This is a genomic window from Streptomyces sp. WZ.A104 (genome assembly GCF_002382885.1).
Lineage (GTDB): Bacteria > Actinomycetota > Actinomycetes > Streptomycetales > Streptomycetaceae > Streptomyces.
Map to the genome: position 1 here is coordinate 13,053 of NZ_NWVL01000041.1, position 24,526 is coordinate 37,578.

Annotated in this window: 21 protein-coding genes and 2 pseudogenes; 15 read left to right on the top strand and 8 right to left on the bottom strand. The window is 72.2% G+C overall.

All coding sequences use genetic code 11. The features are described from left to right. Nucleotides 1-19: 19 nt before the first annotated feature. Nucleotides 20-892 carry a DUF4184 family protein gene (locus CIB93_RS21785; protein ID WP_096629099.1) on the bottom strand — a complete coding sequence of 291 codons (873 nt, stop codon included), beginning with the start codon at nt 890-892 and terminating at the stop codon, nt 20-22. Between the two features lie 188 nt (nt 893-1,080). Here CIB93_RS21785 and CIB93_RS21790 point away from each other — a divergent pair, with 188 nt between their 5' ends. The 3 genes from CIB93_RS21790 to CIB93_RS21795 all read left to right on the top strand — a co-directional run bounded on the left by CIB93_RS21790 (nt 1,081) and on the right by CIB93_RS21795 (nt 4,158). Next, nucleotides 1,081-2,889, top strand: coding sequence for a lytic murein transglycosylase (locus tag CIB93_RS21790; protein ID WP_096629101.1), 1,809 nt, complete (start codon nt 1,081-1,083; stop codon nt 2,887-2,889). A gap of 140 nt (nt 2,890-3,029) precedes the next feature. Beyond that, a complete protein-coding gene (locus CIB93_RS37210) occupies nt 3,030-3,167 on the top strand; it encodes an SPW_0924 family protein (protein WP_107470973.1) in 138 nt (45 codons plus the stop codon). Between the two features lie 25 nt (nt 3,168-3,192). Further along, nucleotides 3,193-4,158 (top strand): DUF3068 domain-containing protein, encoded by a 966-nt coding sequence (locus tag CIB93_RS21795; RefSeq protein WP_096629102.1) that lies wholly within the window; start codon nt 3,193-3,195, stop codon nt 4,156-4,158. Here CIB93_RS21795 and hrpB read toward each other — a convergent pair. Then, nucleotides 4,145-6,649 carry an ATP-dependent helicase HrpB gene (hrpB, locus tag CIB93_RS21800; protein WP_096629104.1) on the bottom strand — a complete coding sequence of 835 codons (2,505 nt, stop codon included), beginning with the start codon at nt 6,647-6,649 and terminating at the stop codon, nt 4,145-4,147. The genes CIB93_RS21795 and hrpB overlap by 14 nt on opposite strands. Before the next feature lie 67 nt (nt 6,650-6,716). Further along, nucleotides 6,717-7,556 carry a class I SAM-dependent methyltransferase gene (locus tag CIB93_RS21805; RefSeq protein WP_096629105.1) on the bottom strand — a complete coding sequence of 280 codons (840 nt, stop codon included), beginning with the start codon at nt 7,554-7,556 and terminating at the stop codon, nt 6,717-6,719. A gap of 411 nt (nt 7,557-7,967) precedes the next feature. On the opposite strand from CIB93_RS21805, the gene rpsA reads away from it, so the two are divergent. After that, on the top strand, nt 7,968-9,479 hold the full coding sequence (gene rpsA / locus CIB93_RS21810; protein ID WP_018512105.1) for a 30S ribosomal protein S1: 1,512 nt from the start codon (nt 7,968-7,970) through the stop codon (nt 9,477-9,479). A 111-nt stretch (nt 9,480-9,590) separates the two neighbouring features. Here rpsA and CIB93_RS21815 read toward each other — a convergent pair whose 3' ends face one another. Next, nucleotides 9,591-10,565: a right-handed parallel beta-helix repeat-containing protein gene (locus tag CIB93_RS21815; RefSeq protein ID WP_096629107.1), complete on the bottom strand. Its 975-nt coding sequence runs from the start codon at nt 10,563-10,565 to the stop codon at nt 9,591-9,593. A gap of 271 nt (nt 10,566-10,836) precedes the next feature. On the opposite strand from CIB93_RS21815, the gene CIB93_RS21820 reads away from it, so the two are divergent. The 3 genes from CIB93_RS21820 to CIB93_RS21830 all read left to right on the top strand — a co-directional run bounded on the left by CIB93_RS21820 (nt 10,837) and on the right by CIB93_RS21830 (nt 12,874). Then, nucleotides 10,837-11,775, top strand: coding sequence for a PAC2 family protein (locus tag CIB93_RS21820; protein ID WP_096629108.1), 939 nt, complete (start codon nt 10,837-10,839; stop codon nt 11,773-11,775). Between the two features lie 31 nt (nt 11,776-11,806). Beyond that, nucleotides 11,807-12,409, top strand: a complete 603-nt coding sequence (coaE, locus tag CIB93_RS21825; protein ID WP_096629110.1) for a dephospho-CoA kinase — start codon at nt 11,807-11,809, stop codon at nt 12,407-12,409. Between the two features lie 96 nt (nt 12,410-12,505). Next, complete coding sequence (locus CIB93_RS21830) at nt 12,506-12,874, top strand: tetratricopeptide repeat protein (RefSeq protein WP_096629112.1); 369 nt, start codon at nt 12,506-12,508, stop codon at nt 12,872-12,874. Between the two features lie 41 nt (nt 12,875-12,915). On the opposite strand, the gene CIB93_RS21835 is transcribed toward CIB93_RS21830, so the two are convergent. Next, the gene (locus CIB93_RS21835) at nt 12,916-13,227 is read right to left on the bottom strand and encodes a DUF6343 family protein (RefSeq protein ID WP_179500200.1); all 312 of its coding nucleotides are present in this window, start codon (nt 13,225-13,227) and stop codon (nt 12,916-12,918) included. Between the two features lie 203 nt (nt 13,228-13,430). Between CIB93_RS21835 and CIB93_RS21840 the strand changes: the two are divergent. After that, a pseudogene (locus CIB93_RS21840) lies at nt 13,431-13,805 on the top strand (SAM-dependent methyltransferase); the annotation flags it as partial. Nucleotides 13,806-13,819: 14 nt separating this feature from the next. Here the strand turns inward: CIB93_RS21840 and CIB93_RS21845 are convergent. Beyond that, complete coding sequence (locus tag CIB93_RS21845; RefSeq protein WP_096629115.1) at nt 13,820-14,173, bottom strand: hypothetical protein; 354 nt, start codon at nt 14,171-14,173, stop codon at nt 13,820-13,822. 223 nt (nt 14,174-14,396) lie between these two features. Between CIB93_RS21845 and CIB93_RS21850 the strand changes: the two genes are divergently transcribed. The 5 genes and pseudogenes from CIB93_RS21850 (at nt 14,397) to CIB93_RS38040 (ending at nt 20,862) form a co-directional block, all read left to right on the top strand. Then, nucleotides 14,397-15,371, top strand: coding sequence for a slipin family protein (locus CIB93_RS21850; RefSeq protein ID WP_096629116.1), 975 nt, complete (start codon nt 14,397-14,399; stop codon nt 15,369-15,371). 169 nt (nt 15,372-15,540) lie between these two features. After that, nucleotides 15,541-18,588 (top strand): DEAD/DEAH box helicase, encoded by a 3,048-nt coding sequence (locus tag CIB93_RS21855; RefSeq protein WP_096629118.1) that lies wholly within the window; start codon nt 15,541-15,543, stop codon nt 18,586-18,588. After that, the gene (locus CIB93_RS21860) at nt 18,585-19,922 is read left to right on the top strand and encodes an SWIM zinc finger family protein (RefSeq protein WP_096629119.1); all 1,338 of its coding nucleotides are present in this window, start codon (nt 18,585-18,587) and stop codon (nt 19,920-19,922) included. The genes CIB93_RS21855 and CIB93_RS21860 overlap by 4 nt, the downstream gene beginning before the upstream one ends. 88 nt (nt 19,923-20,010) lie before the next feature. After that, the gene (locus tag CIB93_RS21865; RefSeq protein WP_096629121.1) at nt 20,011-20,742 is read left to right on the top strand and encodes a hypothetical protein; all 732 of its coding nucleotides are present in this window, start codon (nt 20,011-20,013) and stop codon (nt 20,740-20,742) included. A gap of 34 nt (nt 20,743-20,776) precedes the next feature. Continuing rightward, nucleotides 20,777-20,862: pseudogene (locus CIB93_RS38040) on the top strand. Nucleotides 20,863-21,174: 312 nt separating this feature from the next. On the opposite strand, the gene CIB93_RS21870 reads toward CIB93_RS38040, so the two are convergent. Next, on the bottom strand, nt 21,175-21,726 hold the full coding sequence (locus tag CIB93_RS21870) for a C39 family peptidase (RefSeq protein WP_257002303.1): 552 nt from the start codon (nt 21,724-21,726) through the stop codon (nt 21,175-21,177). Nucleotides 21,727-21,772: 46 nt separating this feature from the next. Next, entirely contained in the window at nt 21,773-22,984 is a 1,212-nt protein-coding gene (locus tag CIB93_RS21875; RefSeq protein ID WP_096629124.1) for a pyridoxal phosphate-dependent aminotransferase, read from the bottom strand. Nucleotides 22,985-23,070: 86 nt separating this feature from the next. Here CIB93_RS21875 and CIB93_RS21880 point away from each other — a divergent pair, with 86 nt between their 5' ends. Next, nucleotides 23,071-23,772, top strand: coding sequence for a winged helix-turn-helix transcriptional regulator (locus tag CIB93_RS21880; protein ID WP_257002304.1), 702 nt, complete (start codon nt 23,071-23,073; stop codon nt 23,770-23,772). Between the two features lie 24 nt (nt 23,773-23,796). Further along, nucleotides 23,797-24,438 carry a uridine kinase gene (locus tag CIB93_RS21885; protein WP_096629128.1) on the top strand — a complete coding sequence of 214 codons (642 nt, stop codon included), beginning with the start codon at nt 23,797-23,799 and terminating at the stop codon, nt 24,436-24,438. Nucleotides 24,439-24,526 lie beyond the last annotated feature (88 nt).

Sequence of the window (24,526 nt, forward strand, 5' to 3'; positions counted from 1 at the left end):
CCCTTCCGCGTGCTGCCGCCTACTCCCGGCCGACTGCTTCCGTGCGCCGCTCCTGCGGTACGGGCACGGCCCGCCCCGGGGCCCTGCCGTGCCGCACCCGCAGCAGCCGCATCCCCACCCCGTACAGCAGCAGCCCGGCCGCCAGCCCGGCGCCCGCGCCGAAGCAGGCGGTCGGGATGATGTCGAGCGGGTTCTCGACTCTTCCGAAGTGGGCGTACCAGCGGGCGCACCGGTGGACGGTCCCCAGCAGCACGCAGCCGGCCAGCAGACCGATCGCGCCCCACCGTTCGCCCCGGCCGAGCACCGGGAGCGCCTCCGGCACCGGGGCCGCGGCCGTGCGCCGCAGGCCCGTGGCGAGGAACCAGCCGAGTACCACCAGCGCCAGAGCCGAACTGCCGTACTGGACGAACTGGTACACCGGGAGCCCGCCGACGCTCCGGCTCAGCACCGGCAGCAGCTCGGTCCCCCACCGGCTGTGGTGGGTGAACGCGTCCCACATCACATGCGTGGCCGCGCCGATCGCGGCCGAGAGGGCGAACCACAGCCAGGCCGACGGCCCGAACGAGGCCCGGGTCCACCGCCGCCCCCGGACGAAGGCGTGGACCCGGCCCCGTACGCGTATGGGCAACAGCGCCACGAGAGGCTCCCGAAGCAGCGCCCACACCGCGACCAGCACCGCGGCGATCAGCACGTTCACCGTGGCGACGCCCAGGAACGTGTGGGTGAAGGACCCGAACTCCATCGCGCCCGGAATCACCGTGTCCGCGAAGTAGGTGACGTCCGGCGCGAACGAACCGGCGACGAGGGCCGAGGGCAGCAGCGGCGACCGGGCGGTCCCGTTCCGGTGGATGGCCGGGAGCACGGCGGCGGCATGACTGAGCGTGAACGGCATGGCGGCAAGTATGCGGGACCGTTCGGGCACCATTGCGTGACCGATGGGACAGCGGGCTCGCGGGAACGATGAGAAAACAGTAAGAAGCGGTCAGGGCTCGGCGCTCGGGCCGCACATGGTGCCGTAGGGTCGGCAGAGCCTTGCGCTGGGGAGCGCGAGCAGCCTTCGAGGGGGAGGGACCGGAACGTATGGCAGCGCACATTCGCCGACGTCTGCGCAAGGGGGCCGCGAACACCGCGATGGCGGCGGCCGCCGTAGCGGCACTGGCGGCCTCGCAGGCCCCCGCGGCACCGCTGACCGGCGGCTCCGCGGGCGGCGGGGACCCGACGGCGGCCGGTGAGGACACCGCGGGCGCCGAGGGCGGTGCCGCGACCGGCAACTCGTCCTACTACACGGACCTTCCGCCCCTCGTCACGCCCGACAAGCCCGGCTCGTCCAGCAACCTCCCGGTGGCCGCCAGTGCTGAAGCGGGCATTCCGGCCTCGATCCTCGCCGCGTACAAGCAGGCCGAGAGCACCGTCGCGACCACCGACCCCACCTGCCGGCTGCCCTGGCAGCTCCTCGCGGCGATCGGCAAGGTCGAGTCCGGTCAGGCCCGTGGCGGGCGCGTCGACGCCAACGGCACCACCATCTCCCCGATCCTCGGCCCGGCCCTCAACGGCCAGGGCTTCGCGCTGATCAAGGACACCGACGGCGGGGCGTACGACAGCGACGCGGTCCACGACCGGGCGGTGGGCCCGATGCAGTTCATCCCGTCGACCTGGGCCGCCTGGGGTCAGGACGCCAACGGCGACGGCCGCAAGGACCCCAACAACATCTACGACGCGGCGCTCGCCGCCGGGCGCTACCTCTGCGCGAACGACCGTGATCTGGCCGTCGGCGCCGACCTCGACCGGGCGGTGCTGAGCTACAACCGCTCGACGGAGTATCTGCGTACGGTCCGCTCCTGGTTCGCGTACTACCAGCGCGGTACGCACGAGGTGCCCGACGGCACCGGAGCGCTGCCGACCGCCCCGAGCACCCCGTCCGGCTCCACCCCGAGCCCGACCCCCACCCCGAGCGGTACCCCGGGTCCCAAGCCCTCCCCGTCCAAGCCGGGCGCCACGAAGCCGACCCCGGGGCCCTCGAAGCCCGGTGGCGGCTCCACCAGCCCGACGCCCACGCCGACCCCGACCCCGACCCCCACGCCGACCCCGACCCCGACCCCCACGCCGACCCCGACCCCGACCCCCACCCCGACACCGTCCGAGACCTTCGGCTCCCTGGAGAACGCGGGCACCGGCCCGCTGCGCGCCACCGCGGGCACCACGTTCGACGAGCGGATCGCCGTCCGCGCCCGCAACGTGCTCGGCGCCCCGCTCGCCGAGGTCCCCGTCACCTTCACCGTCACCGGGGACACCGGAACACTCTTCGCGGGCGGCAGGAAGACCGTCACCGTGAAGACGGGGGCCGACGGCACCGCAACCGCCCCCGAACTCCAGGCGGGCGAGGAGGCCGGGGAGTTCACCGTGACCGCCGTCGCGGGCACCGTCAGGCCGCGCACCCTGACCTACGCGGCGACCGTCACCGCCCGACAGGCCGACGAGATCGTCCGGACCGACGAGAAGGCGCTCGTCGCCGCGCCCGGCGAGAAGTTCGAGGACGCCGTCACTCTCAAGGCGACCTTCGAGGGCGCTGCCGCCGCCGGAGTGGCCGTCACCGCCACGATGATCACGGACGGCGAGAAGCCCGTCGAGAACGACAAGGGCCCGTACTTCAAGGAGGACGCGGACGGCGAGCCGCTGCGGACCCTGGAGCTCGCCACGGACGCCGACGGCCTGCTCCGGCTCCCGGAGATCTTCGCCGACGACACCGCGGGCACGTACAAGCTGCTCCTCACCACCGAGGGCGGCGCCACGGTCGTCGTCGAGCTGACGGTCCGGGCGGCGGAGGAGAGGGACCAGGCGCCGGAGGACACAGTCGAGGCACCGGAGGAGACGGCACCCCCCGAGGCCTGATCCGGCCGGCCCGGCCGAAGCCGACAGCCCCCGCACCCACCCGGTGCGGGGGCTGTCCGCTGTGTTCTCATCTCGCGCCCCGGTTGCTACGGTGCCCCGACCCTGACGATCCATCAGATCACTGTCCCGGGAGGCCGAGCATGCGTGCCCTCGTCGCCGCCGCCGTCGGACTGGCCGCCGCCCTCGCGCTCGTGTTCACGATCACCGCCGTCGGCCCCCCGGCCGGGGAGACCTCGCCCGAACCCCTGCTGACCACGGTCCCCGGCCCGAAGAAGTAGCACCGCAGACGGAGAGGTCACCACCATGCGCCGCCGAGCCGGTCTCGTACTCCTGGCCTTCGCCGTGTTCTTCGCCGCCATGTCGCCGCTGCTGCGCTGGTACGCGTTCCCCCGCCTGGCCAAGGTCCCGCCGAACCAGTACCAGGAAGTCGTCCTGGAGGCGAAGCCCGCCACCCTCCTCGACTACTCCACCCTCCAGGCGAAGGAGGTCGAGAAGATCACCATCGTCCAGACCCTCAAGGGCAACGTCGAGGAGTCCGAGAAGATCGAACGCAGCGCCGGGCGCGACGTCGTCGTCTGGGACGCCCTCTCCTACGTCCAGGGCCCCGACGGCAGGATGGTCTCCCAGATCCCCGAGCGCTACATCTTCGACGCCCACAGCCAGGCCCCCGTCAACGCCACCGGCGAGATGGTCGACGGCGATCCCGTCCGGCGCGAGGGCATCGAGTTCAAGTGGCCCTTCCTCACCGAGAAACGGGACTACGAGTACTTCGACGCCCAGACCCGCACCACCGCGCCCATCCACTACAAGGGCACCCGCACCTTCCGCGGCCTGGAGGTCTACTACTTCGAGCAGACCATCCCGTGGACGAAGGTCCCGATGCCCAAGAAGATGCCCATCGAGGGCGTCACCGCCGAGCAGATCGCCCGGACCGGCATGACCCGCTGGTACACCACCAAGCGCATGTTCTGGGTCGAGCCGGTCACCGGCGCCCCCGTCAACGGCGAGGAGATCCACAAGGAGGAGCTGCGCAACGCGAAGAAGATGGGCATGTCCAAGGACACGGTCACCGCGTTCGACGGCCATGTGAAGATGCGCGAGGACTACATCGTGGACACCGTCGACCTGGTCAAGTCCCAGCGCGTCCTGGTCCTCCTCCTCACCTCGTACCTGCCCTGGGGCTTCCTCTGCCTCGGTATCGGACTGCTCGCGCTGGCGCTCTGGCTGGAGGCGCGCTCCCGAACCCCGAAGATCCCTACGAGCGCTTGAGCCGCGCCGAGGTGAACCGCGTCGCCCCTACGGTCGCGGGGTCCTCCGGCCACGGATGCTTCGGGTAGCGGCCGCGCAGCTCCGCCCGTACGGCCTTGTAGCCGTCCTGCCAGAACGACGCCAGGTCCGCCGTCACGGCCGCGGGCCGCCCGGCGGGGGAGAGCAGGTGGACCAGGACCGGCACCCCGGCCACCCGGGGCGTCTCGGCCAGCCCGAACAACTCCTGGAGCTTCACCGCCAGTACGGGCTGTTCGCCGCCGTACTCGACCCGGATACGGGAACCGCTCGGCACCTCGATCCGCTCCGGCGCCAGCTCGTCGAGGCGTACGGCCTCGCCCGTCGCCCACGGCAGCAGCCGGCGCAGCGCCTGGCCCGCGTCGATCCGGCCGAGGTCCGCCCGCCGTCGCGCCCGCGACAGCTCCGGCTCCAGCCAGGCACCCGGATCCGCGAGCAGCGCCCCGTCCGACACGTCCGGCCACGGCGCCCCCAGCACCCGGTGCAGGAACGCCAGGCGCAGCCGCAACTGCTCACTGTCCCGGGTCCACCGCAGCAGCCCGAGCCCGTTCCGGCCGAGCCCTTCCACCAGGGCGCCGCGCACCAGCTCCGGGTCCGGCTGCTTCAGGGGCCGTACCGCCAGCTCCACCGCCCCCACCCGGTCCACCGACCGGGCCACCACATCGCCGTCCACCCAGCGGACCTCCTCGCCCCGCACCCGCAGCTGCCCGGCGGCGAGGAGCGCGGTGTCCTCGTCGACCACCGCGGCCAGCCGCACCCGGGCCGAGGCCGCGTGGGCGGGCCGGTCCGCGACGGCCACGGCCAGCCAGGGAGCGCTGCGCAGCCGCGACCCCTCCCGCAGCTCCGCACCCGTCCCCGACACCATCAGGAACGCCCCCTCGCCCCGGGCCCGCGCCACCCGCTCCGGGAACGCCAGGGCGGCGAGGAGGCCGACGGCGGCGTCATCGGAGGTCCCTGGGAGTGCTGTCCCGGTGTCGCCCACCGAAGCCGACAACCGCCGCGCCTCCTGCCGCCAGCGCACCGCGTAGCCGTCCTGGCCCCGACGGGCGGTCCGCAGCGCCACCGCGAGATCGTCCCCGTACTCCCTCGGCGGCTCCTCGCTCAGCAGCGCCACCACCTCCGCGGCCCGCCGCGCCCCGACCTCCGCGGCCCCGTCCAGCAGCGCCCGCGCCAGCCGGGGATGGAGCCCGAGCCGGGCCATCGCTACGCCCCGGTCGGTGACCCGGCCCGTAGCGTCCACCGCGCCGACCGCGCCCAGCACCTCGCGGGCCGCGCCCATCGCCCCGGCGGGCGGCGGGTCCAGCAGAGCGAGCGACGAGGCGTCCGGGTCGCCCCAGCACGCCGCCTGGAGCGCGAACGCCGCGAGGTCGGCGACCTTGATCTCCGGGGCCGGGAAGCGCGCGAGCCGCCCGTCCTCGGCCTGCTCCCAGCACCGGTACACGGCTCCCGGAGCCTCCCGCCCCGCACGCCCGGCGCGCTGCCGCCCGGACGCCTGGGAGGCCCGTACGGTGGTCAGGGCGCTCAGGCCCCGGGCGTGGTCGGTACGGGGCTCCCGGGCGAGGCCCGAGTCGACGACGACCCGCACGCCCGGCACCGTCAGCGACGACTCCGCCACCGAGGTCGCCAGCACCACCCGCCTGCCCCCGGACGACCCGGCGAGCACCGCGTCCTGCACGGCGGCCGGGGCGCGCCCGTGCACCTGGAGCACCTCGGCGTCCACCCCGGCCAGCTGCCCGGCCACCCGCCCGATCTCCCCGACACCGGGCAGGAAACAGAGCACGTCGCCCTCCCTCTCCGCCAGCGCCCGCCGCACGGTCGCCGCCACATGCGTCAGCAGCGCCGGATCGACCCTCATCCCGTGCGGCGGCTTCACCGGCCGCACGGGCGGCGCCCAGACCACCTCCACCGCATGCGACACGCCCTGTGCCTCGACCACCGGGGCATCGCCCAGCAACTGGGCCCAGCCCTGCGCGTCCGTCGTCGCGGACGCCGCCACCAGCCGCAGATCGGGCCGGATCGCCTCCCGTACGTCCAGGAGGAAGGCGGCCGCCGTGTCGGCGTCCAGATGGCGCTCGTGGCACTCGTCGATGATCACCGCATCGACCCCGGCCAGCTCCTGATCGCGCTGGAGCCGCTGGAGCAGCACCCCGGTGGTCACGACCTCCACCACCGTGTCCCGCCCCACCACCCGCTCGCCACGCACGGTGAAGCCGACCCGCCCGCCCGGCCGCTCGCCCAGCAGCCAGGCCATCCGCCGCGCCGCGGCCCGCGCGGCGATCCGCCGCGGCTCCGCGACCACGACCCGGCGCACCGGCCCGTCGCCGGTCAGCCCGGCCAGGACCAGCGGCACGAGGGTTGTCTTGCCGGTACCGGGCGGTGCGCACAGCACGGCGACGCCCCGGTCGTCGAGCGCACGCTCCAGGGCGGGCACGGCGGTGCGGACGGGCAGACGTTCCAGGGCTTCGGTGCGGATCACGTCCCCAGTGTCGTACGGAGTGTCCTCAAGGGTTCCGCCCGGCCCGGCCCGGCCCGTCAGCGGCGGCTCAGTCCCGCTCGCACACGAAGATCGCGGTGCCCGGGATCAGGTTGCCGCGCAGCGGGGACCAGCCGCCCCACTCCTGGTCGTTCCACGCGGGCCATTCCGGTTCGACCAGGTCGACCAGCCGGAATCCGCCCGCCACCACGTCCCGGACCCGGTCGCCCAGGGTGCGGTGGTGCTCCACGTAGACGGCGTTGCCCTGCTCGTCCTGCTCGACGTAGGGGACGCGGTCGAAGTAGGAGGCGGCGACGGACAGCCCTTCGGGCCCCGGCTCGTCCGGGAACGCCCAGCGGACCGGGTGGGTCACGGAGAAGACCCAGCGGCCGCCGGGGCGCAGCACCCGGTGCACCTCGCGGAAGACCCGCACGGGGTCCGCGACGAAGGGCACCGCACCGTACGCGGAGCAGGCCACGTCGAAGGAGGCGTCCCGGAAGGGGAGCCGGCCCGCGTCCGCCTCGACGAGCGGGACGTCCCCGCCGATCCGCAGGGCGTGCTGGAGCTGGCGGTGGGAGAGGTCGAGGGCCACCGGGCGGGCGCCCCGGCCGGCCAGCCAGCGCGAGCACTGGGCGGCCCCGGCGCCGATCTCCAGCACGTCCAGGCCCTCCAGCGAGGCCGCGGGGCCCAGCAGGGCGGCCTCCGCCTCGTCCAGCCCCTCCGGGCCCCAGACGAAGCGGTCGTCCCCGAGGAAGCTCCCGTGGTCCGTCTGGTACTCGTCGGCGTTCCGGTCCCACCAGCCGCGGCTGGCCCGGCTGCTCTCCGCCTCGTCCGCCGCCCGCCGGGTGGCCTCCGGCTCGGCGGGTCCGGCGGCCTCTGCGGAGTGGGTCCCGTGGATCTCTTGGCTCATCGTGCCCGTCGTTGTAGTTTGCCTTCACCCGCCGCGCGCGGTACGTACCAGGGGGTGTGCCCCGGGGGGTACGGACGCGTGTCCGCGACGCCGTGCCGTAGTGTGTTCGGGCCGATGTGGCCTCGGAGAACATGAGTTGCGCCGGGAATGGGGCGATGTGCCCCGGGTATGCGCCTTCGCGCATTGACCCTGTCCGGCTGCCCCCGTATGCTACAAGTTGCGCTGCGAGCCTGCGCGCCTCAGACCTAGCAGGCCGCGCTCGCGTCTGTTGCATGTCCCCTCGGTTGTCGAGGCACCTCCCCCGGAAACGGGTAGGGCGCTTTACAGGCTGTCCGGCTTCTGCAGAGGCGATACGGGCTTTCGGCGTAGCAGTACCTACGACTCTCTGTCCGTACCGGAGCCCTTTCCCACATGACGAGCAGCACCGAGACCACCGCCACCACTCCGCAGGTTGCGGTCAACGACATCGGCGACGCGGACGCGTTCCTCGCGGCGATCGACGAGACGATCAAGTACTTCAACGACGGCGACATCGTTGACGGTGTCATCGTCAAGGTTGACCGGGACGAGGTTCTCCTCGACATCGGTTACAAGACCGAAGGTGTCATCCCGAGCCGCGAGCTCTCGATCAAGCACGACGTCGACCCGAACGAGGTCGTCAAGGTCGGCGACGAGATCGAGGCCCTGGTTCTCCAGAAGGAGGACAAGGAAGGCCGCCTGATCCTCTCGAAGAAGCGCGCTCAGTACGAGCGTGCCTGGGGCACCATCGAGAAGATCAAGGAAGAGGACGGCATCGTCACCGGTACCGTCATCGAGGTCGTCAAGGGTGGTCTCATCCTCGACATCGGCCTCCGCGGCTTCCTCCCGGCGTCGCTCGTCGAGATGCGTCGTGTCCGCGACCTCCAGCCCTACGTGGGCAAGGAGCTCGAGGCGAAGATCATCGAGCTGGACAAGAACCGCAACAACGTGGTCCTGTCCCGCCGTGCCTGGCTCGAGCAGACCCAGTCCGAGGTGCGCCAGACGTTCCTCACCACCCTGCAGAAGGGTCAGGTCCGCTCCGGCGTCGTCTCCTCGATCGTCAACTTCGGTGCCTTCGTGGACCTGGGTGGCGTCGACGGTCTCGTGCACGTCTCCGAGCTCTCCTGGAAGCACATCGACCACCCCTCCGAGGTTGTCGAGGTCGGCCAGGAAGTCACCGTCGAGGTCCTCGACGTCGACATGGACCGCGAGCGCGTCTCCCTGTCGCTCAAGGCGACGCAGGAAGACCCGTGGCAGCAGTTCGCCCGGACGCACCAGATCGGTCAGGTCGTCCCGGGTAAGGTCACCAAGCTCGTTCCCTTCGGCGCGTTCGTCCGCGTCGACGAGGGCATCGAGGGTCTGGTCCACATCTCCGAGCTGGCCGAGCGCCACGTGGAGATCCCGGAGCAGGTCGTCCAGGTCAACGACGAGATCTTCGTCAAGGTCATCGACATCGACCTCGAGCGCCGCCGCATCAGCCTCTCGCTGAAGCAGGCCAACGAGTCCTTCGGTGGCGACCCGGCCTCGGTCGAGTTCGACCCGACCCTGTACGGCATGGCCGCGTCCTACGACGACCAGGGCAACTACATCTACCCCGAGGGCTTCGACCCCGAGACCAACGACTGGCTCGAGGGCTTCGAGGCGCAGCGCGAGGTCTGGGAGACCCAGTACGCCGAGGCGCAGCAGCGCTTCGAGCAGCACCAGGCCCAGGTCATCAAGTCCCGCGAGGCCGACGAGGCTGCCGCTGCCGAGGGCGCTGCCGCCCCGGCCGGCGCTGCTCCGGCCGCCTCCGGCGGCTCCGGTGGCGGCTCGTACTCCTCGGAGTCGGCGGACAACTCCGGCGCCCTGGCGTCGGACGAGGCCCTGGCCGCGCTGCGCGAGAAGCTGGCGGGCGGCCAGAGCTGACGCTCCGACCCCGACGGCTCATCGGCTGCGGTAAGGCTGTAGAGCACTGAGTGAGGCCCGTTCCCTTCGGGGGGCGGGCCTCACTCGCGTATGCGGGGCTTCTTCGCGCGTCTACGGCGTGACGGCGATGTTGGTCAGACCCTTGCCGCCGGTGACGGTGTTGCTCGCGTACACGGTGGTGCGGCAGCCGGCGCTGTTGTTGGTGACGTTGATGGCGAGCTGCCGGCCGCCGGTGGCACCGGACAGGTTCGAGGTGTTGTCGCGGAAGACTGTGCCGCAGCCCCAGCCGCTCTGCTGGGTGTGGGTCTCGTAGCCGTTGTTGGTGGTGCGGGACCCTTTGTTGCCTTCCACCAGGACGTTGTTGCCCTTCACGTCGACCCAGGAGTCGTCGTAGTTGGCGCCGGTGAGACCGCTGCCGTCGAAGGTGTTGCCGATGATCCGGGCGCCGGTGGTCCCTTCCTTGATGTCGATGTTCTCACCGCCGACACCGGGGCCGATCGTGTTGTTGAGGATCTGCACGTTGTCGCTCCGGTCGGAGAGATCACCGGCCGACCCTACGTACACGCCCTCACCCATGCCGCGGCCGTTGAGTCCGGTGTCGTAGATGCGGGAGTTCTTCAGGACGCCGTTCCTGGAGGATGTACGGAAGTGGACTCCCTCCATGTCCAGATCGTGCACGGTCACCGAGTCGATGACGACGCCTCTCGCCGCGTCGGCCATGATGCCCTTCTGGCCGCCCTTGATCGTGACCCCCTGGACGGTCCAGTACGACGCTCCGTTCAGGTGGAGCCCGTAGCCGCCGCCCGCGGTCAGGACCGCCCTGCTGGAACCGGTCAGGGTGATCCGGGCCCCGGAGGTGCCGGGCCGGGTGGCCTTGAAATTCCCGGTGTACGTGCCATCGGCGAGCCGGATCGTGTCGCCGGGGGAGGCGGAGGTGAGCGCCGACTTCAGCTGGGCGGCGGTGGACACGTCGATCACGGCTGCGGTGTTCGTCGTGGGGGATGCACTCGCGGTGGAGGTCAGGGCGAGCCAGCCGGTGGCGAGGGAGGCGGCGAGCAGGACGGCGAACGGAGTGCGGGTGCGCATGGGGGGTGCCTTCCCGTCGGAGGTCCAGGACGTTCCCGTACACGCAGCCGTTCTCGTACATGAATCTGGAACGTGCTGCTGAACGTGTTGCCCAGTGACGGTAGGGACGACGGCGGGACACGTCAAGGTCTGGACCAGTAACCGCGCGGACCTTGCGTCCGGACCGGTAACTGACGCGCCGTGAAGCTCCGTTGCCGGAAAGTGCGGTTACGGGGAATGCTCGTGCTGGCGGGTGCGTTCTTCTGGAGGAACACGAGGAGGAGCGGTAACCGTGCCTGATCCGCAGAGTTTGTACGAATGGGAGCCGAAGGGCCTGGCCGTCGTCGACATGGCGCTGGCGCAGGAGTCGGCCGGCCTGGTCATGCTCTACCACTTCGACGGATACATCGACGCGGGCGAGACCGGCGAGCAGATCGTCGACGGACTGCTGGAGACGCTGCCGCACCAGGTCGTCGCCCGCTTCGACCACGACCGGCTCGTCGACTACCGCGCACGGCGCCCCCTGCTCACCTTCCGGCGCGACCGCTGGACGTCCTTCGAGGCCCCGACCCTGGAGGTCAGGGTGGTCCAGGACGCCACCGGAGCGCCCTTCCTGCTGCTGTCGGGGCCGGAGCCGGACGTGGAGTGGGAGCGGTTCGCCGCAGCCGTCGAGCAGATCGTCGAGCGTCTCGGGGTCCGCCTCGCGGTCAATTTCCACGGCATCCCGATGGGCGTCCCGCACACCCGCCCCGTCGGCATCACCCCGCACGGCAACCGCACCGACCTGATGCCGGGGCACCGCAGTCCCTTCGACGAGGCGCAGGTCCCCGGTTCGGCCGAGGCGCTCATCGAGTACCGGCTCATGGAGTCCGGTCACGACGTCCTCGGGGTCGCCACCCACGTCCCGCACTACGTCGCCCGGTCCTCCTATCCGGACGCGGCGCTGACCGCGCTGGAGGCCATCACCGCGGCGACCGGCCTGGTGCTGCCCGCCCTGGCTCACTCCCTGCGCACCGAGGCGCACCGGACCCAGACCGAGATCGACCGCCAGATCGGCCAGGGCGACGAGGAGCTGGTCTCCCTCGTCGAGGGCCTGGAGCACCAGTACGACGCGGTCGCCGGCTCCGAGACGCGCGGCAACCTGGTCGCCGAACCGGTCGACCTGCCGTCCGCCGACGAGATCGGCCGCCAGTTCGAACGCTTCCTCGCCGAGCGGGAGGGCGACGGCTGAGCGGGCGGCCCCGCCCCGTAGGCTGCGGTCCATGCTGAAGGTGGGCCTGACCGGCGGGATCGGCGCCGGCAAGAGCGAAGTGTCGCGGCTGCTCGTCGAGTACGGGGCCGTACTGATCGATTCCGACCGGATCGCCCGCGAGGTCGTCGAGCCCGGTACGCCCGGACTCGCGGCCGTCGTCGAGGAGTTCGGGCCGGGAATCCTCACCCCTGAGGGCACCCTGGACCGCCCGGCGCTCGGCGCGCTTGTCTTCGCCGACGCCGACCGCCGCGCCGCGCTGAACGCGATCGTCCACCCCCTGGTCGGCGCCCGGGCGGCCGAACTGGAGCGGGCGGCTCCAGCGGACGCCGTCGTCGTCCACGACGTCCCGCTTCTCACCGAGAACGGTCTCGCACCGTTCTACGACCTGGTCGTGGTCGTCGACGCATCGCCCGAGACCCAGCTCGACCGGCTCGTGACGCTGCGCGGAATGACCGAGTCCGACGCCCGTGCCAGGATGGCCGCCCAGGCGACCCGGGAGCAGCGCCGGGCCGTCGCCGACCTTCTCGTGGACAACGACGGGCCGCTGGAGGCGCTGGAACCGCAGGTCCGCAAGGTCTGGGACGAGCTGGTCCGCCGGGCCGCCGCCCACTGAGCCCGCACCCGTGGAGCCCGCACCCGCGTCCGCCCGCCCGGAATACCGGAGCCGGGGCGGACGTTGGAAACGCGCGAGTGAGGGAAGGATGCGACCGTGCCCGAGAGAAACCCGGAAACCCATGTCATCGATTTCCGGGCGGCCGAGCAACTGCTCGACGCCCGGGACCCCCGGGGCGCGGTAAAGCTGCTCGACTCGGTGATCGCCGCTCACCCGGAGAACACCGCGGCCCGGCTGCTGCGGGCCCGCGCCTTCTTCGCCGCCGCCCAACTGCGCCCGGCCGAGCTGGAATTCGAGCTGGTGCTGGAGCGTGAGCCGGACAACGCGTTCGCCCACTTCGCGCTGGCCCGCACCTTCGAGCGGGCCGGACGCCCGGAAGCCGCGACCCGGCACTTCCGGCTCGCGGCGGCGCTCGACCCGAAGCCGGAGTACCTGCGGGCCGCGAAGTTCGACGAGGGGGCCTGACAGCTCGGGGCGCCTCTCCCGCCTGCCGCCGCCCCTTCCGCTCAGGGTTGCCCCGGTGGCCCCGGCCGGCCGTCGCCGTGGTCCGGTTCGTACGGCGGGATGTCCCGGCCCGGCTGGTAGCGCGGCCCCTGGCGCATGCGGTACGCGATCACGAAGAGGTCCAGAACCGCGATGACCAGCACCACCGCGCAGGCCACGGCCCAGCCCGGCCGCCCGGCGAGGGAGAAGGCCCCCAGGCCGAAGAGGGCCCAGAGCGTCCCCCACAGGCTCAGCCAGAGCCGCATCCGCAACGCGCTGCGGGCGGTCGCGGGTTCACTGCCGGTACGCATGACGATCGCCTCACTTCCCAGGATGGACCCGTGCGGCGGCGGACGGAACAGGGCACGGCGCCCGGTGCGCGCTCACTGCGCTGCGGGTCCGCCCGCTGACCGGTGTGATGGGACGGGAACTGTCGCCGTCGGCCGCCCGTTCGTCAGGCATGGACGAACCTTCGGTGCGCGAGGGGTACGAGGGGACCGGCCCGGGGGGGGCATCCCGCCGGACGGGTGCGCGGTGGAGCTGTATCGTCCACGCGGGCGAGCACCGGGTGCGTGACGCGATGCCGCGCGTCTGCCGTGCCCATGTGCGGGACGACCGGATCGTCCTCATCCAGCGCGAGGGCGTGGCTCACCGCTCGGAGCTGCCCTGGGAGCGGCGCGATCCCTCCGGCGGTCTCATGCGGATCGTCTCCGCCGAGCCGGTGGGCGACGGGGTGCGTGCGGTGCGCGCGGAGTATCACTTCGACGATGCGCGGTGGACGCAGACGTTCCTGTCGCGGGAGCTGTCCGAGGCGGATCTCGCCCGACATCTTGCGGCGGCCGGACCGGCGGCGGACCGCACCCTCACCGACGGCGGCACCCGGGTGCTGGCCCGCCCAGCCCCGCCCCGCTGACACGCTGAGTGCGTTCAGTGCACGAAGCTGTAGCTGCGCCACACGCTCCCCGGCGGAGTCACATCGCTGAACCTTGTCGCCACGTAAGCCGTCCCCTCGCCGGTGCAGTCGCGGGTGGGGTACAGGATGATGTCGACGAGCGTCCCGTTCTCGATCTCATGGGCTCCGGCCGGGGCGATCCTGTGGCAGCCGCGCACCGACGGGCTGTTCACCTGCACCACCGCTTCGCGCTCCGTCGTGTACGTCACGGGGCCGACCGCCGTGCGGCCGAGCCCGGAGCAGCCGGAGGCGGCGAGGGCGAGAAGCGAGACTCCGGCGGCGATGCCGAGGCGGCGTCGGCGGCGGTGAACGGTCGCGGTCACGGACATGGGCGGGTCCTCGTCTGATCGTCCGGCTCATCGGTACGTCGGGGGAGACGTGCTGGCGCTGGCCACCCTGCCCGCACCGGGTCGCTCCGGCATCCGCTGCGCGGCCGACCGGGCGAGACGCGCCTCCATTCAGAGGTTCGCCGTATGGCAAACAGGGCATAACGCCGCAAAGAGGAGTTATTGGCTCGTATGGGTAGGCTCCACGCCGGTCAGGGGGCTCGCGATGGTTCAGGAGCTGGCGATCGCAGCGGTGACGGCGGTCTGCGTAGCGGGGATGTATCTGATGGCGGCGGCCCGGGTGATCCGGCAGTACGAGCGGGGTGTGGTGCTGCGGCTCGGCAGGTTGCGCGACGAGGTGCGCAGGCCGGGTTTCACCCTGATCGTGCCGGTCGTGGACCGTCTGCACAAGGTCAACATGCAGATCGTCACCATGCCCGTGCCCGCCCAGGACGGCATCACCCGGGACAACGTGACCGTCCGGGTCGACGCCGTCATCTACTTCAAGGTCGTCGACCCGACGACCGCCGTCATCGCGGTGGAGGACTACCGCTTCGCCGTGTCGCAGATGGCCCAGACCTCTCTCCGGTCGATCATCGGCAAGAGCGACCTCGACGACCTGCTGTCCAACCGCGAGAAGCTGAACCAGGGGCTGGAGCTCATGATCGACAGCCCTGCGGTCAGCTGGGGCGTGCAGATCGACCGGGTGGAGATCAAGGATGTCTCGCTGCCGGAGACCATGAAGCGGTCCATGGCCCGCCAGGCGGAGGCCGACCGGGAGCGGCGCGCCCGGGTGATCAACGCCGACGCCGAGCTCCAGGCATCCAAGAAGCTGGCCCAGGCTGCGGGCGAGATGTCAGCGCAGCCCGCTGCGCTCCAGTTGAGGCTGCTCCAGACCGTGGTGGCCGTCGCGGCGGAGAAGAACTCCACGCTGGTGCTGCCCTTCCCGGTGGAACTGCTCCGCTTCCTGGAACGGGCCCAGCAGGCGGCACCGCAGGAGACGGCTCCGCAGGAGATGACACCGCTGGAGACGACACCGCAGCAGGCGGCTCCGGAGGAGACACCGCTCGCCGGGGCGCAGCGCCCGGGGACGGACGCTCCCGAAGCGGAGCTGCCGGAGGAGCGGGTTCCCGGGACGCGAACCTCCAGGAAGCGGCTCTCCGAGGAACCGGCTGCATCGGAACCCTTCGCCCATCACTGAGCGTGGCGGTCGCTTGCCGGGAAGAGCCGCCGTGGTAGGCCCAGTGCGCTGCTGACCTGGGGAGATGTGGGCGGAGCATGGGTTGTCGGACCTCCCGCCTAGACTCGCGGAGTCAGCACATTCCGTGCTGGACGGAGACCGCGCGCAGGGCGGGAGGGGGTGGGCGGACATGACGGTACGGACCCGTCGCGGCGAGGACGTGGTGGAGCGGAGCGCGGACGCAGGACGCCTGCTGCGCTGCGCGGCGGTCTTCCTGCCCGGCCCGGTGCCCAGGGAAGGCCGCATCGCCTTCTGGGACCCCCGGGCGGACGGCGGCGACGGCTCACCTGGTGCGGTGTCGGCGCAGGTCGGTGCCTCTTCCGTAGACGCCGACGCCTCGGGGCGGGGCGAGGCCTCCTTCACGTACGCGGATGGCTCGGGCCCGTCCGGGGACACCGTGGCGTACACCGCCGCGGAGCTCACGGTCGTCCGGCCGGACGGGGCGGCGAGGCCAGGAGGCGTCCGGTGTTCCGTGGTGCCCGCGGCACTGCTGTCCGTGACCGACGCGCTGCCCGTGCTCATCCGAGCCCGGCAGCAGGCATCCGCCCATCCCGCCACCCGCTGCTGGGGCGCGGCCGCACTGCACGCCCTTCAGCTCGTCGCGCGCGGCCGACTCCTGCCAGGAATCACGGCGGACGGCCATGACGCCTGGCGGGCAGGCCCGCGGGACGCCGAGGACGTGGCGCATCTGCGGGCCGTCGCCGCCGCCCTGCCGCCCGAGGGGCACGCGGTGCCGGTCGCGGCGTCCGAGCCGCCCCGCCTCCCTGACCCCGAGGCGCTGATCGGGTCGTTCCTGGACGCCGTCGCCGACACACTGCCGCGCACCCCCGCCGCGCCCTTCGCGATGGGCGCGCCGTTCGCCGCCCGTGAGCCCCAGCACCTGCCCCACGCCGCCGCCTGGGCCGTCGAGGTGGCCTCGGGGCTGGACGCCGGTGTGAAGATCTCGCTGCGCCTCGACCTCTCCGCGTACGAGCTGTTCGACACCGCCGACACCTACGCCGTCACGGCCTCCGGGGAGGCCGCGCCGGAGCACGCGGAGCATGCGGCGCACCCCGACGACCCCGCGGTCCGCCCTGCCGCCGCGGCCATCGTGCAGGTGCACAGCCTTGCCGACCCCACGTATGTGGTGGACGCGGCCGCCCTGTGGAACGGCGGGGCGGGCGAGCCGTTCGGACCGCGTGCCCGGGTCGACGCGGTGCTGGCGCTGCGCCGGGCCGCCCGGATCTGGGCCCCGCTGGAACGGCTGCTGGGACAGCCCGTCCCCGATGTGCTCGCGATCACCGAGGACGAGCTGTACGAGCTGTTGAGCGACGCGGGGGCCCGGCTGGCGGCGGCAGGGGTCCACGTCCACTGGCCGCGCGAGCTGGCCCGTTCGCTGACCGCGGCCGTCGTGGTGCGGCCCGCGCCCGGTTCGGCCACCGACGGCACCTCGTTCTTCGACGCCGAGCAGCTTTTCGCCTTCGACTGGCAGCTGTCACTGGGGGACGAGCAGCTGACCGAGGCGGAGATGGACGCCCTGGCCGAGGCCCACCGGCCGGTGGTGCGACTGCGCGACCAGTGGGTGGTCGTCGACCCCGCGCTCGTACGCAAGGCGCGCAAACGGGAGTTGGGGCTTTTGGATCCGGTGGACGCGCTGGCCGTCGCCCTCACGGGCAGCGCGGAGGTGGACGGTGAGCGGGTGGACGCCGTTCCGGCCGGAGCCCTCGCCGCACTGCGGACGCGCATCCTCGCCGAGGACACCACGATCCCGCCGCCGCCCGGGCTGGACGCGACCCTGCGCGACTACCAGCTGCGCGGTCTGGCCTGGCTGGACCGGATGACCGCGCTCGGGCTCGGCGGCTGCCTCGCCGACGACATGGGCCTCGGCAAGACGATCACCCTCATCGCCCTCCACCTGCACCGCGCGCACCCCTCGCCGACCTTGGTGGTCTGCCCCGCCTCCCTCCTCGGCAACTGGCACCGCGAGATCAACCGCTTCGCCCCCGGCGTCCCGGTGCGGCGCTTCCACGGCACGGACCGGACCCTGACCGATCCGGACAACGGCTTCGTCCTGACCACCTACGGCACGATGCGCAGCCGCGCCGCCCAACTCGCCGAGCACAGCTGGGGCCTGGTCGTCGCCGACGAGGCGCAGCACGTCAAGAATCCGCACTCCTCCACGGCCAAGGCCCTGCGCACCATCCCCGCCCCGGCCAGAGTCGCCCTCACCGGCACCCCCGTCGAGAACAACCTCTCCGAGCTCTGGGCGCTGCTCGACTGGACCACGCCCGGACTGCTCGGCCCGCTCAAGGCGTTCCGGGCCCGGCACGCCCGGATCGTGGAGAACACCGGCACGGCCGCCGGTCTGGGCAACGAGGAGGCGGTGGAGCGGCTGTCCCGGCTGGTCCGCCCGTTCCTCCTGCGGCGCAAGAAGTCCGACCCCGGCATCGCCCCCGAGCTGCCGCCCAAGACGGAGACCGACCACCCCGTCGCCCTCACCCGCGAGCAGGCCACGCTCTACGAGGCCGCCGTCCGCGAGACGATGGCCCAGATCGAGGGCGCCGAGGGCATCGCCCGCCGGGGCCTCGTCATGAAGCTGCTGTCCTCGCTCAAGCAGATCTGCAACCACCCCGCCCAGTATCTGAAGGAGGAGCCCACTCGGCTCATGGCCCGCTCGGGCAAGCTCGCCCTGCTGGACGAACTGCTCGACACGATCCTGGCCGAGGACGGCTCGGTCCTGATCTTCACCCAGTACGTGACGATGGCGAAGCTCCTCTCCGCGCACCTGGCCTCCCGTGCGATCCCCTCCCAACTCCTGCACGGTGGTACGCCGGTGGCCGAGCGGGAGCGGATGGTGGACCGTTTCCAGTCCGCCGAGGTCCCCGTCTTCCTGCTCTCCCTCAAGGCGGCGGGCACCGGGCTGAACCTGACCCGCGCCGCCCATGTCGTCCACTACGACCGCTGGTGGAACCCGGCAGTCGAGGAGCAGGCCACGGACCGGGCGTACCGGATCGGCCAGACCCAGCCCGTGCAGGTCCACCGGATCATCGCGGAGGGCACCGTGGAGGACCGGATCGGTGAGCTGCTGGAGTCCAAGCGGGCCCTGGCGGACGCGGTGCTCGGCACCGGTGAGACCGCGCTGACCGAGCTCAGCGACCGCGACCTCGCCGACCTCGTCGCCCTGCGGAGGCCCGCATGAGCCCCCGGCCGACGCCCCGTTCGGCACCCCGCGTCCGGCCCGGCCCCGACGATCTGCGGCGCACCTTCGAAGCGGTGCCCGCCCGCACCTCCCGGGACGGCGAGCCCTTCGCGGACAGCTGGTGGGGCCGGGCCTGGGTGACGGCCCTGGAGTCGCTGTCGATGGACGGGGCGCGGCTCGCCCGCGGCCGTGCGTACGCCGACGAAGGCCAGGTCGCGGCGATCACCGTCACCCCCGGCCGCGTCATCGCCTATGTGCACGGCAGCCGGGTCCGCCCCTACCGCGCCGAACTGCGCCTGCGTACCCTCACCGACCCCGGCTGGGACACCCTTCTCGACGCGGTCGCCGCCCGGCCCGGGGACCTGTCCGCGCTGCTGGCGAAGGAGATGCCGTACTCGCTGGCCGCCACCGCCGAGGGGGCCGGTGTGCGGCTGCTGCCCGCCGCCGACGACCTCGACCCCAGCTGCTCCTGTCCCGACCACGGGCGGCCCTGCAAGCACGTCGCCGCCCTCTGCTTCCAGACCGCCCGGCTGCTCGACAGCGACCCGTTCGTCCTGCTGCTCATGCGGGGCCGGGGCGAGCGCGAGCTGCTGGACGAGCTGGGCCGCCGCAACGCCGAGCACTCCGCCCGGGAGCGCCCGGCCGCCCCCGCCACCCCGTCGGTCGCGGCGGAAGAGGCGCTGGCCGCCCGCTTCCTGCCCCCGCTCCCGGTGCCCCTCCCCGTCCCGCCGCACCCCGGCCAGCCCCCGTCGTACCCGGACCTGCCCGGCGCCCGCGATCCGCTGGGCCTGGACCACCTCGCCACCGATGCGGCCGCCCGCGCCCACGCCCTGCTGGCCACCGGCCGTGATCCGCTGGCCGGGCTCACGGCCTGGCAGGACGCGGTCCGCCTCGCCGCCTCGCGTCCCACCGCCGGACTCACCGCCACCACCCGTGCGCTCTACCGCGAGCTGGCGTACGCCACCGGCCGCACCACCACCGATCTCGCCCGCGCCGTCGCCGCCTGGCGGCAGAACGGCGCAGAGGGCCTCGCGGTCCTGGATACGCCCTGGGACCCCCCGGCGGGCCCCTTCGACCGGGCCCGCCCCGCGCTCGCCGCCGCAGGTCACCCACGCTTCACGCCCTGGCGCAACCACCTGACCCACCCGAACGGTTCGTTCCAGCTCCGCTTCGGCCGCGACGGCCGCTGGTACGGCTACGAATCGGACCCCGGCGCCGACGACTGGTGGCCCCGTGCCGCCCCGGACCCCGACCCGGTGGCCGCCCTGCAAGCCCTGCTCGCGGGTGACTCCGTCCCGGACGGATTCGACGCCGACCCGTCCTACGTGCGGTAGAGCCCTCATCACGTGCGGTGGAGCCCTCACCCCGTGAAACCCTAAAACCCTTGGCCACAGCGGAGTTGCCGCTGTTAGCGTCCTCGGCGTGGCGAAACTCAATCAGATCATCGCAGTGGAGAAGGGCGTCAAGTCCAAGGCGCACCAGGACCTGACAGCGGCACATCACGGCCTCCAGAAGGCCGGACTGCTGGCCGGGATCTCCCGGACCTACCAGCCCAAGGACGAGGAGGGCGAGCAGCTTCCGCCCGAGTCGACGCTGGTCCAGGTCAAGGCCGAGGACGTGCTGCGGGACACCGCGGCCACGCTGACCCGGCTCTTCGATGTGACCGCCACGAAGGACTGGGCGAACTGCTCGGCCAGGGCCGATGTGAAGGTCGACGGCCGGGTGCTGGTGAGCGAGGTGCCGGTGTCGTATCTGCTCTTCCTGGAGAAGCAGCTGACCGACCTCAACACCTTCATCCGCAAGCTGCCCGTCCTGGATGCCGCCGAGGCCTGGACGCAGGACCCGTCGACCGACTCCTGGAAGACGGAGCCGGTCCGGACGCTCCGTACGAAGAAGGTGCCCCGCAACCACGTCAAGGCGGAGGCGACCGAGAAGCACCCGGCTCAGGTCGAGGTGTACTACGAGGACGTGCCGATCGGGTATTGGACGACTGTCAAGTTCTCAGGGGCGCTGCCCGCACGACGCGTCAACGAGCTGCTGGACCGGGTCGAGAAGCTCCAGCAGGCCGTGAAGTTCGCCCGCGAGGAGGCCAACGGCGCGGAGGCCACCGACCAGCGGGTGGGTGATGCGGTATTCGGTTACCTCTTCGGGTGACCGACCATGGATTCCCCGGCCGCCGGTCAAGGTGGCCGGGGTGCGCGAGGAGCGCAAGCTGAAACTGAAGCTTGTCGTGAAGGCGCGGTTCCAGTGGAGGTTCGACTCCTCCCTCCGGCACGGGCCGGAGTAGCCCAAGCAGGCAGAGGCAGACCGCCGTCAATCTCAGACTCTTGCTCCAGACTCAGCATTCGCCGCCGATCGCCGGATCGAACGGGCCCGGGCCCGCGCGCGTCGAGATGCCGGTTCAAGTCCGGCCCGCAGAGCTCCGATCTGCGGTGGTCCAAAGGCAGGACGCGACGACATCATGACTGACCCGGACCCTTAAACGTGCCGGCGTGCCCGATGGGCGGCACCTACAGGGCCCGGAGGCCGGCTACGCCTCCGGGCCCGCTCCCGTTTCCGGAGCTCCCCATTCCGGGAACCGACGCGTCATGCCAGCGAGACACCCCGCCCCGCGAAGAACCGCTCGAACTCCGCCAGCGGCAGCACAGCAGCCCGAGTCCCGGCATCCGTACCCGACGGGTTGTGGAAGTGGACCCCGGTCCCGTCGGCCGTCCGCGCGGTCACCAGCACCAGGTGACCGCCCCGCCCAGGAGCCGGCCGCTCCGGATGCCGGATCCCGTAGTGGACGGAGGCCAGCACGGTCCGGCCCGCGTCCAGCAGCGCGGGAATCCCGTCCACGTCGAGGTGGCGGTGGACCGTGGCCTCGCACCCGTACACCTCGCCGACGTACTCCGCGAAGGGCGCGTAGACCAGCCCCCGGATCACCCCGTCCACGTCCTCCGTGCAGGCCCCGTACTTCAAAGCCCCGTTCCGCAGCTCGAACAGCGACGGGGACTCGGCGCCGAGCGCCATGCGCAGGCAGGTCATACCGCACAGATGACCTGCCCAGCGCGCGTACTCCTCGCGCGAACTCGTCCCCGACTCCGCCCAGGCCGGGTCCTCGGCCGGATCGAGCCCGCCCGCCACGACCGCCCCCACCAGCTCGGCCGTGGCGAACTGGGTGTGGACGGGGAAGGGGCACAGGTCACTGGCGATATCCGTTCAGGAAGCGGCCGATGCGGCTGATCGCCGCGTCGAGGTCGTCGGCGTGCGGAAGGGTCAGGATGCGGAAGTGGTCCGGGCGCGGCCAGCTGAAGCCCGTGCCCTGCACCACCTGGATCTTCTCCCGCAGCAGCAGGTCCAGCACGAACTTCTCGTCGTCGACGATGGGGTGCACCTTCGGATCGATGCGCGGGAAGGCGTACAGCGCGCCCTTCGGCTTGACGCACGAGACCCCGGGGATCTCGTTCAGCCGCTCCCAGGCCCGGTCGCGCTGTTCGTGCAGTCTGCCGCCGGGTGCGACCAGTTCCCGGATGGACTGCCGCCCGCCGAGCGCTGCCTGAATGGCGTACTGCGCGGGGGCGTTGGGGCAGAGCCGCATGGAGGCCAGCATGGTGAGGCCCTCCAGATAGTTGCGGGCGTGCTGCTGCGGACCGGAGACCACCATCCAGCCGGAGCGGAACCCGGCCACCCGGTACGTCTTCGAGAGACCGCTGAAGGTGAGGCAGACCAGGTCCGGGGCGAGCACCGCAGCACTGTGGTGCTCGGCCCCGTCGTAGAGGATCTGGTCGTAGATCTCGTCGGCGAACACCATCAGCCCGTGCCGGCGGGCCAGGTCCAGGATTCCTTCGAGGATCTCGCGGGGATAGACGGCGCCGGTGGGATTGTTCGGGTTGATGATCACGACGGCCCTGGTCCGGTCGGTGATCTTCGACGCCATGTCGGCGAGGTCCGGGTTCCAGTCGGATTCCTCGTCGCAGATGTAGTGCACGGCCTTGCCGCCCGCGAGCGTGGTCACCGCGGTCCACAGGGGGAAGTCCGGGGCCGGGATCAGCACCTCGTCGCCGTCCTCCAGCAGCGCCTGCACGGCCATCGAGATCAGCTCGGAGACCCCGTTGCCGAGGAAGACGTCGTCCACGCCGACCTCGGTCAGGCCCATGGCCTGGTAGCGCTGGGCCACCGCCCGCCGAGCGGAGAGGATGCCGCGCGAATCGGTGTAGCCGTGGGCCTGGGGCAGCATCCGGATCATGTCCTGGACGATCTCCTCCGGCGCCTCGAAGCCGAAGAGCGCCGGATTGCCCGTGTTGAGCCGGAGCACGCTGTGCCCCGCCTCCTCCAGGGCGTTGGCGTGCTCGATGACCGGGCCCCGGATCTCGTAACAGACCTCGTTGAGCTTGCTGGACTGCCGGAACTCCATGCGGTGCCTCCCCGAGCCGAACTGCGATACTTGGTTTTACCAAGCTTGAGCTTGGAAAGTCCAACAACATGTCTAGACTGCGTCGCATGCCACGTCAGCAGCCCGCCGCACCACGCCCCGTCAGACGCCGGAGCTACGACCAGTTCTGCGCCGCCGCCCGCGCCCTCGACTCCGTCGGGGACCGGTGGACGCTGCTGATCGTCCGTGAACTGCTGGGCGGGCCGCGCCGGTACACCGACCTGCACGCCGATCTGCCCGGCGTCAGCACGGACGTCCTGGCCTCCCGCCTCAAGGACATGGAACAGACCGGACTGGCCGTACGCCGCAAGCTGCCGCCCCCGGCCGCGGCATCGGTCTACGAGTTGACCGGGCGCGGCCGCGGCCTGCTCCCGGTCCTCGCGGCTCTCGCCGACTGGGGCGCCCCGGCACTCACCGAACGCCGCCCGACCGACGCGGTGCGGGCCCACTGGTTCGCGCTGCCGCTGCTGCGCGCGCTGGCCGGACTCACCCAGGACGGTGTTCTGGAAGTCCGCCTCGACGAGGGTGAGTTCCACGTCCGTACGGGAACGGGAAGTCAGGCGCTGGTATCGGGAGCCGACGACGCAGAGTTGTACGGCGAGATGTACGGGTACGGCCCCGCGGACCACGCCGATGCCCGCATCACCCTCGACGCGGCCTTGTGCCTGGAGCTGGGGCGAGGCGAAGTCACTCTCGCGGAGGCGGTCAAGGACGGCCGCATCGAGGTGTCGGGGGAGGGCCCGCTCGCCACCGAACTGCGGGGCGCCTGACGCGCCGGCGGGGATGATGGGGGCGTGCGACTCGAAGCGATCACCTGGGAACGGCTGGCCGACGAGCTGGCCCGGCACGCCGACGGCCTGTCCGCCCCCGACGGAGCCCCCTGGCTGGCCCTCGGCATCGACGGCGCCCCGGCCGCCCGCACCGGCGGCCTGGCCGAACGCGTCGCCGAGGAGTTGCGGCTGCGCGGCCGGGCGGTGCTCGTGGTCTCCACCGAGGGCTTCCTGCGCCCGGCGAGTCTGCGGTTCGAGTACGGGAAGGAGGACCCGGACTCGTACGCGGACAGCTGGTTCGACACCGGGGCGCTGTGGCGCGAGGTGTTCGGCCCCCTGGAGGCGGGCGGCTCCGGCCGGGTACTGCCGGACCTGTGGGACCCCGCGACGGACCGGGCGACGCGCACGCCGTATCACCCGTTGCCGGAGGGCGGGGTCGTCCTCGTGCACGGCCCGCTGCTGCTGGGGCACTGGTTCCCGTTCGCGCTGAGCGTCCATCTGCGGCTGTCTCCCGGGGCGTTGCGGCGGCGGACGGAGGAGCCGGAGCGCTGGACGCTGCCCGCCTTCGCGCGGTACGAGGACGAGGTGGGGCCTGCGGAGCGGGCGGACGTGGTGGTACGGGCGGACGACCCGGGGCATCCGGCGTGGTCGGGGCTGCCGGGCTGAGGCGGATGTCTCCGCGTCGCCGACAGCATCGCCGGACCGGCGCGGAGGGGCGGTGGGCGGAGGGAGCCCGAGCCCCGGGAGCGAGCCC